The organism is Aromatoleum aromaticum EbN1, from assembly GCF_000025965.1.
In the GTDB taxonomy this organism is placed as follows: domain Bacteria; phylum Pseudomonadota; class Gammaproteobacteria; order Burkholderiales; family Rhodocyclaceae; genus Aromatoleum; species Aromatoleum aromaticum.
Genome location: NC_006513.1, coordinates 3,818,563 through 3,830,924 on the forward strand (window position 1 = coordinate 3,818,563; position 12,362 = coordinate 3,830,924).

Below are 12,362 nucleotides of genomic sequence, written 5' to 3' on the forward strand. Positions count from 1 at the left end.
ACGCTTGAACATGTGCAATAACCGGACCATGAACAGGGAAATAGGCGAAAGGCCATGGCGTGCAAGGGATTGCGAAAACCACCGCCCCGCCGCCCCGGCTGCCGGCGTTACAGCGCCGTAACATCGCTGTCGATTGCTGCGCTGCAAGCTGTTACCGCTGCGTAACGGCGCCCTCCGCACCTGCTGACAGGACGCAGGATCGGCGCCTATCATCGTCGCCATGGACCGAGACGTTGCCCTTCTCGAAGCCTGCGGCCGGCGCGCATTCCTGCGAGACGTCGGCGCTTTGGCAGCACTGACGGCGCTGCCCGCCCATGCTGCAGACTTCCCGGTGCGCATCGGCCTGACACCGGTCTTTCTCGACGACCAGATGAGTTTCCTGAGCCAGTGGAGACGCTGGCTGGAGGTGAAGCTGGGGCGCACCGTCGTGTTTGTCCAGCGCGGCAGCTATCGCGAAGTCATCGATCTGCTTCGCTCCGGCAAACTCGATTTCGCCTGGGTGTGCGGTTATCCCTATGTGCGCCACCGCCAGGAACTGAAGCTGGTGGCAGTGCCGCTGTGGCGGGGCGAGCCCTGCTACCAGTCCTACCTCATCGTGCCAGCCGACGACGCCCGAACGACGACGCTCGCCGAGCTGCGTGGCAAGGTATTCGCCTACTCCGACCCCGACTCGAATTCAGGCTATCTCTACCCGCGCTACCTGCTCACCACGCAAGGCGAAAATCCCGACAATTTCTTCTCGCGCAGTTTCTTCACGTGGGCGCATCGCAAGGTGGTCGAGGCAGTCGGCATCGCATTGGCCGACGGCGGGGCAGTCGACGGCTATGTCTGGGAGACGCTCGTCGAATTGCACCCGGACCTTACCCGGAGCACGCGCGTGATCGAGCGCTCGCCGCCGCTCGGTTACCCGCCTTTCGTCGCCCGGTCGGACATTCCGGCAGTCGAACTGGCACGCTTTCGCGGCGTCCTGCTGGACATGGCGGTCGATCCCGAAGGCATGGACCTGCTCCATCGCCTGCGCCTCGACGGCTTCATCCCGGGCAAACCGGAGCTGTTCGACGAGATTGCACGCATGGCCGCGCGCGTGAAAAATCCATGAAGACGCTCGGCGACCTGTCACTGCGCTGGAAGATTCCGCTGCGCGTCGTGGCGGCAGTCCTGGGCACGGCGCTCGCAGTCACGGTCGCGCTGGTCGCGCGCGACTATGACATCGTGCGCCAGAACCTCGAAGGCCACGCGCGCAGCATGGGACGGGTGCTGGCGCATACGCTCGTCATGCCGGTGCTGCACGACGACATCTGGCGTGCCTACGAGATCCTGCAGTCGGCTCATGAGCCCAACCCCGCCGCCCCGGAACTGCAGGCGCTGGTCGTACTGGTGACGGATGCGGATTATCGCGTCTTCGTGTCGACCCGGCCGCGCGCGTTTCCCATCGGCACCAGCGCTGCGGCGCCGGGTGGGGCCTACGGCTTGTTGCGCGCCGAAATCTCGCGCGGCAGTCCGGCCGATCAGCGCATCCTCGAGTCTGCCGACAGCCCGCTGTTCTTCATCATGACCCCACTGATCGCGGACGGCGTCGCGCTCGGCCACGTCATCCTCGCCTACGCCCAGCCGGCGCTGCTTCCCCGTTTCCTCGGCCAGGTCGGGCGGGCAGCGTGGGTCACCCTGGTGGTGCTTCTCATCCTCCTCCCGGTGTCCTGGATGTGGGCGCGACGCACCGCGCAGCCCCTGCTGCGCCTGGCGGGAGCGATGAAGCAGATCCCGCTCGAGCTCGAGGCGGCCCGGCTCGCGGACCTTCCGCGCAGCGGCGACGAGATCGGCCAGCTCGGTGAAGCCTTTCGCCGCATGGTGGCGGAGATGCAGGTCAAGCAGGAGATGGAACGGCAGATGCTCAGCTCGGAGCGGCTCGCAGCGATCGGTCGACTGACTGCCGGCATCGCACACGAGATCAACAATCCCCTCACCGGCATGCTCACGGCGATCAATACTTTTCAGCGCCACGGGGCGGATCCGCAGCGCGCCGAGCGCACGCTGTCGCTGCTGCAGCGCGGGCTGACGCAGATCCGCAACACCGTCAGCGCCCTGCTTGTGGAAGCGAAAGTCGAAGACCGCTTCTTCGCTCCCGAGGACATCGACGACCTGGTGATTCTGGTCGAAGCCGAAGCCCATGCGCAGGCCGTGCGCATGGTCGTCGACGGGCGCATTGCCGAACCTGTTCCGCTCCCGGCGACCCTGCTGCGGCAGATCGTGCTCAATCTGCTGCTCAACGCGGTCGCAGCGGCGGGCGAAGGCGGCACGGTGCGCCTCAATGCCTACAGCTCGCCACAGCAGCTGACGCTCGCCGTCTTCAACGACGGCGCGCATATCGAGCAGCGGGAAATGGCCTATCTGTTCGAGCCCTTCGCGACCGGGAGGGAGACCGGACACGGCCTGGGGCTGTGGATCGTGTATCAGATCACCCGACAGCTCAACGGCGAAATAGCGGTTGAAAGCGAACCCGGCGCCACGACGTTCACCATCGAGATTCCCTATGGCAAATCCTAACGAGACGCGGTCGAGGCTCTGTCTGATCGAGGACGACGAGATCATCGGCGAATCCCTCACCGACCGCTTTCGGCTCGAAGGCTTCGATGTCGATTGGTGCCGTACCGGCGTCGAAGCCAGGGCTGCGCTTGCCGCGCACCGCCACGCGGTGGTCATCAGCGATATCCGGCTGCCCGACTGCAACGGTGGCGAGCTGTTCCTCGATCTGCTCGCATCGGTGCCTATGCTGCCACCCTTCCTGTTCATGACCGCCTTCGGCAGCATCGATCGCGCTGTCGAACTGATCAAGGCCGGCGCCGCAGACTACATCACCAAGCCCTTCGACCCGGATGCGCTGATCGCCAAAGTGCATGCGCTGGCCGAGGGCTACGGGGCGAGACAACCCTTGGCGAGTGCAGAAGTCCTGGGCGTGTCACCCGCGATGCGACGGATCGCCGAATCGCTGCCCCGCCTCGCCCGCCACGCCGACAGCCTGCTCATCACCGGGGAGTCGGGCGTCGGCAAGGAACACGTGGCGCGCCTGTTCCACCGCTACGCTGCCGGTCCGCAGGCACCGTTCGTCGCCGTCAATTGCGCCGCCATACCGGACACCCTCCTCGAGGCGGAACTGTTCGGCTACGAGAAGGGTGCGTTCACCGGCGCGACCAAGGCGAGGCGGGGCTATTTCGAGCAGGCAGGCGGAGGCACCGTGTTCCTCGATGAAATCGGCGATATGCCCCTGTCGATGCAGGCCAAGCTGCTGCGCGTGCTGCAGGAACACAGGCTGCAGCGCCTGGGCGGCGAAGCCCCGCTCGCCGTCGAGTTCCACCTGGTCTGTGCGACGCATTGCGATCTCCGGGCAATGGTCGACGAAGGCCGCTTTCGCGACGATCTCTACTACCGCATCCACGTCATTCACCTGCGCATTCCGCCGTTGCGCGAACGCCGGGAAGACATTCCCTGGTTCGTGCATCACTTCGTTGACGCTTTCAATCGCGCCCACCCCGAGGAAAAGCGGCGCATCGACCCGCGCACCGAGGAAGCACTCACCCGCTATGCGTGGCCGGGAAACGTCCGCGAACTGAAGCATGCGGTCGAGCGCGCCTGCATCCTGTCCCCTGGCCCGCTCCTCGGGGCCGACGCGTTCTTCGGCGAAGGACTGGACGCAGGTCCTGACCAACCCCCGCCTTCACGTCCGCTGGCCGACTACCTGATGGATTGCGAACGCGATTACCTGCACATGGTCCTCGAGCAGCACGGCGGCCACATGACCCGCACTGCCGAGGCGCTCGGCATTACGCGCAAGACGCTGTGGGAAAAACTGCGTCGCCTCGGGCTTCAGGCGTGACGCGACCACCTCACTGAGTGAGCGCGGCGCATCATCCTGGGCAAGACCTTTCCTCAGGACTTACGCGGCAGCCCGGATCCACTCGGCAACGCTCGCGGGCGTCGGGATGCGCCCGGACGACACAAGCTTATCGTTGATCACCAGCCCCGGCGTCTTCAGCACGTCGTAGGCGATGATCTGCTGCATGTCGGTGACCTTGGCGATCTCCGCCTCCACACCGGTGGCGGCAACCGCCTCGCGTGCGACTTCCTCGAGCTTGCGGCAGTTGGCGCAGCCGGGGCCGAGAACCTTGATGCTGAGCATGATCAGACTCCTTTCAGTGGGGACGGGGTTGCGTGACGGCGGACCAGTGACAGCAGCACTGCCAGCACGGCGATGAAGCCCGCCAGATACAGGGCGAGCGAAAGCAGCGGCGCACCGTCGATCCAGGCGCCGTAGGTGAGCCCGGCTACCGCGCTGAACAGCGCCACCAGGCCGACGTAGGTGAAGGTTTTCCGGCGACCGATGATGGCCGAGATGATCAGGATGCTCTGCAGCGACAGTTCGGGGTCCGACATCAAGTAGGCGAGCAGCGGCCCGCGGTGCATGCCGAGGTCGAGGAACATTTTCGCAATCGGCACTTCCACCAGGGTGGGAAAGTACATGAACACGCCGAACGCGACGCCGGCGAAGTTGCCGGCGGCGGAGTTGGTGCCCGCCACCATCTCGATCCATTCCGGGCGAATCAGCATGCGGATCATGCCGACGATGAACACGCCAATCACCAGCAGCGGGAAGATCTGCTTCACGAAGCGCCACGACTCCCACAGCCAGTCGCCCAGTTGCTGTTCAGACAGGCGGTGTCGTGCGATCGCATACAGTGCTGCCAGACTGATGGCGACCGCAAAGAACTTGCCAGTCACCCCCACACGCAAGCCCTCGGGCACTGCCTGCACCGACAGCGCGGCCACCAGCAGCGTTACCGCAATCAACACGAGACTGACCCACGTCCAGGCATTGGGTCCGTCCTGGATGTTCTCCAGCCCACGCCAGGCGCTGAAGCCGATCGAGGCCAGCAGCGCGATCAGTACCACGCCCTGCACCGACACGCCCTCCTCGCCCTTCGCCGCGTCGTAGGGGACAAGTCGATCGAGCACGCCCTGCCAGGCCTGCGCATCACCGAGCGGCAGGTCGAGATGAACGTAGGTGCCGGTCAGCACGCCGAGCTTCAACGTGCCCGCGAGCAGCAGCGCAACCCAGACGAACAGGAACACCAGCGCCATGCGCCCCATGCCCTCGCCCTGGGCGGCGAACGGACTGTCCGTGGCCAGATCGTGCGCGGCATCATCGGCGCGAAAGATCAGCGCCATGATCAGCCCGATGCCAATGCCGAAGATCAGCGACAGCACGAAGCGCGCAATCGCCAGGTCCGGTCCGATGATGCCGCCGGTGTAGACCAGCGCCAGAATGTTGGCCGCCGGGGCGAAGAACAGGAAGGTGATCGCCGGCCCGAGGCCCGCACCCTTCTTGTAGATGCCCGCGAACAGCGGAACGATGGTGCAGGAGCACACCGCCAGTAGCGAGCCAGCCGCCGCTGCCGCCGGATAGGATACGGCTTTCGGCGAGTTGCGCCCGAGGAAGCGGGTGACGGTCTCTTTCGGGATCAGCGCCGCCATCGCCCCGGCAATGAAGAAGGCCGGCAGCAGGCACAGCAGCACGTGTGCTGCGAGATAGGCGGCCAGATTGCCCAGCCCGCCGTAGAAAACAGGAAGAACCCAGGAAAGCATGTTGTCCATGACACGAACTCCGGCGAAGGCTTGCCGCCCGGACTGCGATCAACTTCACTTTTGACTGAACGCTACCGAACTCGCCGGTCGACGACAAGGCGGCGAACACAGCGCGAGTTGGACGCCAATGCGCCTTCCAGAATGAAATTGAGGGCGGTTCGACAGACCTGCTTGACGTGGAGCATACCTGCGCCCTGGAGTCCCTTGAGCTTGCCCGTTCTGCTGACAGCTTCCCAAATGCCGTTATTGTACAGGACGGCTTTCTCCTCCGCGTTGGGGACGGCAGAACCTCTGCGGCGCCACCGCAAGAGCGGCGTTGAACTTGCTCGACATGTTCTGGAAGGCGATCAGCGCGGTAAGCTCGATGATCGCGTCGTCGCTGAAGTGCGACTTCAGGCGGATCATCATGGTGTCATCGACCGAGCTGTGCAATTCCTCGCCAGGGGCGGAACACCGGGAGACGGGCGTCGATCACGCGCTCCGTCGCGCACGCAAGAACGTCCTGGTCTGGCCTTCCATCGTGACCTGAAACGCCTTGTCGTATTCATTGCCGCATACATCACATCGCGCCATGTCTCTCTCCCGACGAACTGTCAGCGAATGCGGCGGCGGAACGACCCGCGCCGCAACGAACGGACCCACAGGGCCCGGATAACGAGGGTGCGGAAGAGTCCCGCTCCGCGCGTCCCCCTGCAATCGCCCTTCCCGGCTTCGACCCGACCCGGCGATCCGGCCTCCCGCGCCCGGCACTCACATTCCACTCGGATACGTCTCCATCTGTTCCGGGCTTTCGCTGTGCTTCCACATCGTCGACGGGTCGAGCGGCGTCAGCGCGCGCGTGCGGTCGAAGTGGATCACCGCGTCGAACTGCTTCGCGATGTCCGCGTAGAAATAGTGGCTGACGCGCTCGCTCCCCGGCAGATAGATGACGCCGATCGCGCGCTCGAGCCGACGCTCTCGCCGTAGCGCGGGCACGCGGTCGCTGGCGAGCAAGAAACGCTCGACCCCGATGTCGTGGAAAACGCGCTCGAAGCTCTCCGGGTGCGAATCGCGGACGCGCTTGAGCTCCGCCGGCGAATCCCAGTCGGAGGCCGCCGTGACCGTTCCGGCGTGGGTCGTGAAGCCGATCAGGCGGGCGTGCTCCGCGCCGAAGCGCTGGCGCACGAGCTGGCCGAGGTTGTGCTCCCCGGCCTCGCCCATTTCGGTGCGCCGCGCATCACCCAGATGCGAGTTGTGCGCCCATACCGCGATTTTCGCCGGCCGGCCGCGGCTGCTGTCGAGGTGCCCGAGCAGGTTCTCGAGCGTTTCGGCCATGTGCGAATCGCGCCGGTTCCACGATTCGTGGCGGCCGGCGAACATGCTGCGGTAATACGCCTCGGCGTTCGCCGCGACACGCGCATTCTGCTGCGCGTAGAAAAGCTCGTCGGCGGCCGCGATGCCGTCGTGATGCAGGTAGCGCTCGGGGTCGCCGGTCAGCTCCGCGAGCTGGCGCAGTACCTCGCGCTCGCAGTGCTCGACCAGGCCAAACGTCGTCGCGTAGCCGTAGCGCTGCGGGTCCTCGGCGATGTGGTCGAAGCACGCATAGCGCGCGCGGGCACGCTTCGCGGCCTCCGGGTCGACGGTTTCGAGGTAGCGCACGACCGCGTCCATCGACGCACGCAGGCTGTAAAGGTCGAGGCCGAAGAAGCCGACACGCTCGTCCGCGCCGCGGCTGCTATTCACCTGCCGCAGCCATTCGATGAATGCCGCCACCTCGGTATTGCGCCACATCCAGCGCGGAAACCGTTGGAATCCGCCGAGCGCTGCGTTCGCGTCGGCGTCGTCGCTACCGCCCTGCGCATACCGGCTCGCGCGCAGCGAATCCGGCCAGTCCGCCTCGACTGCGACGGCGTCGAAGCCCTTTTCGGTAATCAGCCGTTGGGTGATTCCGGCACGCGCAGCGTAGAACTCGTGCGTGCCGTGACTGGCCTCGCCGAGCAGCACGAGCCGTGCATCGCCGATCAGCGCGAGCAGTCGGTCCCAGCGACCGGTGCCGTCCTTCAACGGCTCGATCGCGCTCGCGACCGCCCTGGTGATGTCACGTTCCCCCATGGTTTTTTCCTCCTTCCAACCGATAGGACTTCGGCAGGACGAACGACGGGGAGTTCTGCGGCCGGGAATTGCGCAAGTACCCAGTCGGTCCGCAGCCACTCGGGCGCCGGCGCCAACCCGGACGTGGAAAGGTAGCTGCTCCGTCACCAGCTATCTGCCGCATCCGCGCATCGACGGGACTTTTGTAGCGATAGAGCCAGGTCCTTCGCCGGGCGGTGGTGTCCACCCGCAGGCCGGGGAATTCCGGACTGGTAAGATGCTGCCCCGCGGCTAGCAATTTGACCGCGCGCGCATCGAATACCATGGCGTAGGGGCGTAACTTTCCAGGCAAGTCCGAACTGAGCGTCAACCATTCGCGTGAGGACGGCGTAGCTTCCCTCCCACCCAGCGGAAAAGTTACGTCAAGCCAGCGAGTCCAGGGCGAGTTCATCGAGTGTAGATACAGAACGGAGAAGGCACCGAGGGCGGCAGAGTTCTATGGGAATGAGTGAAATAGCGAAAGCAGCACAGAAAGATAAAGCAATCGGCGGAGCCGATAGGGACAGTCACACTCCCATGATGCAGCAGTATCTCCGCATCAAGGCGCAGCATCCTGACACATTGCTGTTCTACCGCATGGGGGACTTCTACGAGCTGTTCTTCGATGACGCGGAGAAAGCCGCGCGGCTGCTCGACATCACGCTGACGACACGCGGGCAGTCGGCCGGCACGCCGATCCGCATGGCCGGAGTGCCTTTCCACGCGGTCGAACAATACTTGGCGCGGCTCGTCAAGCTCGGCGAATCGGTCGTGATCGCCGAGCAGGTCGGCGAGCCGGGAGCGACCAAGGGGCCGATGGAGCGCGCGGTGAGCCGCATCGTGACGCCGGGCACTTTGACCGACGCGGCGCTGCTGGACGATCGCATCGACTCGCTGCTGCTCGCGGCCACCCTGCACCGCGGCGTGCTCGGGCTCGCGTGGCTCAATCTCGCCAATGGCGACCTGCGGGTGATGGAATGCCCGGCCGAGCAGTTGCAGGCGCAGTTCGAACGGCTGCGCCCCGCCGAAGTGCTGGTGCCGGACGGGCTGGCGCTGCCGCTGGTCGAATCGCTGTCGCCGGTGCTGCGCCGGCTTGCCGACTGGCAGTTCGACGCGGGCAACGGTGAACGCCTGCTGACCGCTCATTTCGGCACTCGTGACCTGGCCGGCTTCGACGCCGAAGGCCTGCCGGTTGCACTCGCCGCCGCAGCCGCGCTGTTCGAGTACGCGCGCAGCACGCAGCGCCAGAGCCTCGAGCACGTCACCGGACTGCGCGTCGAGCGCGAAGCCGAATACCTGCGCCTCGATGCGGCGACACGGCGCAACCTGGAACTGACCGAGACTCTGCGCGGAGAAGCGTCGCCGACGCTGTTTTCGCTGCTCGATTCATGCATCACCAGCATGGGCTCGCGCTGGCTGCGGCATGCGCTGCATCACCCGCTGCGCGACCGCGGAGTCGCCGCGCAACGCCACGGGGCGGTCGGGGAACTCGCCGGATCGGACGCCGGCGCCCCCGCGGATATCGGGGACGCGCGAATGCTCGGCGCCGTCCGCGCTGCGCTGCGCGGAGTCGCCGACGTCGATCGCATCACTGCGCGGATTGCGCTGCGCAGTGCGAGGCCGCGCGATCTGGCGGCGCTGAGCGACAGTCTCGCGCGACTGCCGCAACTGCATGCCGCGTTGGGCACCCCGCAGGCTCCGCTGCTTTGCGACCTGCTCGCCGCGATCGCGGTGCCGGACAATGCGCTCGATCTCCTCGTGCGCGCCGTCGCCGCCGAGCCGGCCGCCGCAGTGCGCGACGGCGGCGTGATCGCTCCCGGGTTCGACGCGGAGCTCGACGAGCTGCGCGGCATCCAGTCGAACTGCGGCGAATTCCTGCTGGCCCTCGAAGTGCGCGAACGCGAACGCAGCGGCATCGCGACCCTCAAGGTCGAATTCAACAAGGTGCATGGTTTCTACATCGAGGTGAGCCACGCGAACACTGGCAAAGTGCCCGACGACTACCGCCGCCGCCAGACGCTGAAGAACGCCGAGCGCTACATCACGCCGGAACTGAAGGCGTTCGAGGACAAGGCGCTGTCGGCCCAGGAGCGCGCGCTTGCCCGTGAGAAGCTACTCTATGAAGCGCTGCTCGAAGCGCTCGCCGCGCATATCCCGGCGTTGCAGCGCATCGCCCGCGCGCTCGCGTGCCTCGACGGTCTGGGCGCGTTCGCCGAAGCTGCCGTGCGCCACAGCTACGTCTGCCCGCAGTTTTCCGCGCAGCCGGGCGTCGACATCATCGGCGGCCGCCATCCGGTCGTCGAGCGACAGGTCGAAGACTTCATTTCCAACAATTGCCGCCTCGCACCGACGCGCCGCATGCTGCTGATCACCGGACCGAACATGGGCGGCAAATCGACGTTCATGCGCCAGGTCGCGCTGATCGCCCTGCTCGCTCACGTCGGCGCGTTCGTGCCGGCGCGAAGCGCCCGCCTCGGCCCGCTCGACGCGATCTTCACCCGCATCGGCGCATCCGACGATCTCGCCTCAGGCCGCTCCACGTTCATGGTCGAGATGACTGAGGCGTCGGCGATCCTGCACGGCGCGACCGAACAGAGCCTCGTGCTGATGGACGAGATCGGCCGCGGCACTTCGACTTTCGACGGGCTCGCGCTGGCATTCGCAATCGCCCGTCACCTGCTCGAGAAAAACCGCTGCCTGACGCTGTTCGCGACGCATTACTTCGAGCTCACCCGCCTCAACGGCGACTACCCGGAATGCGCGAACGTGCACCTCGACGCCGTCGAACACGCGCACCGCATCGTGTTCCTGCACGCGGTCGAGGACGGGCCCGCAAGCCAGAGCTACGGCATTGAAGTCGCGGCGCTCGCCGGCATTCCGGGCTCGGTTGTGCGCGAGGCGAAACGGCGCCTGCGCGCACTCGAGAACCGCGAAGTCGGCAATGGGCCGCAGGCGGACCTCTTTGCCGCGCTGCCGGATCGTGAACCCGCGACGCCGTCGCACCCGGCGCTCACCGCGCTGGCCGAACTTGACCCCGACACACTGAGCCCGCGCGAGGCGCTCGAACGCCTGTATGCGCTGAAACGGATGACCGCATGAGCACCCCGATCGACATCAGCGAAGATCGCGGCGTCCGCTATCTTCATTTCGGCTCTGAATGGATCCAGGGCGCGATGCGCATCCGCCGGCCGCATGCGCTCGAACTCGCCTACACGCGCGAGATGATGGCCGGCCTGCTGCTGCGCGACGCCTTCGAATGGCCGCGCAACGCACTCGTGATCGGCCTGGGTGCCGCCTCACTGGTGCGTTTCCTGCATCGCCACTGTCCGCAAACGCGCATCCAGGTCGTCGAGATCGAACCTCAGGTCGTCGCGGCTGCCCGCCAGTTCTTCCGCTTGCCGCCCGAGGACGCACGTTTTTCGATCCACGTCGGCGACGGCGCCCGCTACGTGACGGAAACCGACAACCGCTTCGACCTGATCCTCGTCGATGGCTTCGACCGCCACGCGCGGGCCGGCGTACTCGACACTGCGCCGTTCTACGCCGCGGCGCGCGTGTGCCTGTCGGACGCGGGACTGATGTCGACGAACCTCTTCGGCCGCTCGCGCGGGTTTCGCGCCAGTGTCGAGCGGATCATCGACGCATTCGAGAATCGCGCGATCGCGTTTCCTTCGTGCGACAGCGGCAACGTCGTCGCATTCGGCGCGCAAGGCGAAGAGATCGCCGTGCCGGTAACGGAGTTGCGCGAACGCGCCCGGGCATTGAAAGACCGCGCCGGCCTCGACCTCGGCCCGACCGTCGCCCGGCTCGAACAGGCGGGCAGTCTGCCGGGTGGCCGGCTGATCCTGTAGCCGCGCCTGCGGTCGCTTCAGAGGCCCTCGTCCTGTCAGGCCGCGGCCGCTTCAGGTTCGGGCGCGATCCACAGGCAGGTGCCTTTCGTCCCTTTCGCGATGTCCTGCAGCACCCGCTCATGTTCGGCCAGCTCCTCGCCGCTCGCGCGGAGCACTTTCAGCGGAGGCCGATCGACGAGCACGCCTCCAGCTTCGGCGCTGCCCGGCACAGGCTCTTCGAGCACCATGATCAGGCTCTCCTGGCCGCGCGTCATCGCCAGGTAGACTTCGGCGAGCAGCTCCGCGTCGAGCAGTGCGCCGTGCAGCGTCCGGGACGCGTTGTCGATCTGGTGCCGGTCGCACAGCGCGTCGAGCGACGCCTTCTTGCCCGGGTTCTGCTCCTTCGCCATCTTCAGCGTATCGATGACACCCGCGCAAAGGCTGTCGAGCTTTCCGCGCCCGAGCCGCGACAGCTCGTGGTTCAGGAAGCCGACGTCGAAGCTCGCGTTATGGATGATCAGTTCGGCGTCGCGGATGAAATCCTCGAACTCGGCCGCGATGGCGCTGAACGTCGGCTTGTCGGCAAGGAAATCCTCGGTAATGCCGTGCACCGCGATCGCCTCGGCATCGATGCCGCGCTCCGGGTTGATATAGACGTGGTAATGCCGCCCGGTCAGGTTGCGGTTCAGCAACTCGACGCAGCCGATTTCGATGACGCGGTCGCCGTTGCGCCAGTCGAGTCCGGTGGTTTCCGTGTCGAGGACGATCTGTCTCATGCGTTTTTCC

The 12,362-nt window shown here is 66.0% G+C and carries 10 protein-coding genes; 5 read left to right on the forward strand and 5 right to left on the reverse strand.

Annotation, left to right across the window (positions count from 1 at the left end):
• The first annotated feature begins 220 nt into the window (after positions 1-220).
• From EBN1_RS18255 to EBN1_RS18265, 3 genes are read left to right on the forward strand one after another with little or no spacing between them, the layout of a single operon-like run.
• Positions 221-1,099, forward strand: a complete 879-nt coding sequence (locus tag EBN1_RS18255; RefSeq protein WP_041646578.1) for a substrate-binding domain-containing protein — start codon at positions 221-223, stop codon at positions 1,097-1,099.
• On the forward strand, positions 1,096-2,544 hold the full coding sequence (locus tag EBN1_RS18260; protein WP_011239460.1) for a sensor histidine kinase: 1,449 nt from the start codon (positions 1,096-1,098) through the stop codon (positions 2,542-2,544). The genes EBN1_RS18255 and EBN1_RS18260 overlap by 4 nt, the downstream gene beginning before the upstream one ends.
• Positions 2,531-3,871 carry a sigma-54-dependent transcriptional regulator gene (locus EBN1_RS18265; protein WP_011239461.1) on the forward strand — a complete coding sequence of 447 codons (1,341 nt, stop codon included), beginning with the start codon at positions 2,531-2,533 and terminating at the stop codon, positions 3,869-3,871. The genes EBN1_RS18260 and EBN1_RS18265 overlap by 14 nt, the downstream gene beginning before the upstream one ends.
• A 60-nt stretch (positions 3,872-3,931) precedes the next feature.
• Here the strand turns inward: EBN1_RS18265 and EBN1_RS18270 are convergent, their stop codons facing one another.
• The 4 genes from EBN1_RS18270 to EBN1_RS18285 all read right to left on the reverse strand — a co-directional run bounded on the left by EBN1_RS18270 (position 3,932) and on the right by EBN1_RS18285 (position 7,728).
• Positions 3,932-4,174, reverse strand: a complete 243-nt coding sequence (locus tag EBN1_RS18270; RefSeq protein ID WP_011239462.1) for a thioredoxin family protein — start codon at positions 4,172-4,174, stop codon at positions 3,932-3,934.
• Positions 4,175-4,176: 2 nt separating this feature from the next.
• Positions 4,177-5,646: a permease gene (locus EBN1_RS18275; RefSeq protein WP_011239463.1), complete on the reverse strand. Its 1,470-nt coding sequence runs from the start codon at positions 5,644-5,646 to the stop codon at positions 4,177-4,179.
• Between the two features lie 234 nt (positions 5,647-5,880).
• On the reverse strand, positions 5,881-6,045 hold the full coding sequence (locus EBN1_RS18280; RefSeq protein ID WP_197531829.1) for a carboxymuconolactone decarboxylase family protein: 165 nt from the start codon (positions 6,043-6,045) through the stop codon (positions 5,881-5,883).
• A 342-nt stretch (positions 6,046-6,387) separates the two neighbouring features.
• Positions 6,388-7,728, reverse strand: a complete 1,341-nt coding sequence (locus EBN1_RS18285) for an erythromycin esterase family protein (RefSeq protein ID WP_041646580.1) — start codon at positions 7,726-7,728, stop codon at positions 6,388-6,390.
• Between the two features lie 477 nt (positions 7,729-8,205).
• Between EBN1_RS18285 and mutS the strand changes: the two genes are divergently transcribed.
• Positions 8,206-10,845, forward strand: a complete 2,640-nt coding sequence (mutS, locus tag EBN1_RS18290; RefSeq protein WP_011239468.1) for a DNA mismatch repair protein MutS — start codon at positions 8,206-8,208, stop codon at positions 10,843-10,845.
• The gene (locus tag EBN1_RS18295; RefSeq protein WP_011239469.1) at positions 10,842-11,597 is read left to right on the forward strand and encodes a fused MFS/spermidine synthase; all 756 of its coding nucleotides are present in this window, start codon (positions 10,842-10,844) and stop codon (positions 11,595-11,597) included. The genes mutS and EBN1_RS18295 overlap by 4 nt, the downstream gene beginning before the upstream one ends.
• Positions 11,598-11,632: 35 nt before the next feature.
• On the opposite strand, the gene dnaQ is transcribed toward EBN1_RS18295, so the two are convergent.
• Positions 11,633-12,352 (reverse strand): DNA polymerase III subunit epsilon, encoded by a 720-nt coding sequence (gene dnaQ, locus EBN1_RS18300; protein WP_011239470.1) that lies wholly within the window; start codon positions 12,350-12,352, stop codon positions 11,633-11,635.
• Positions 12,353-12,362 lie beyond the last annotated feature (10 nt).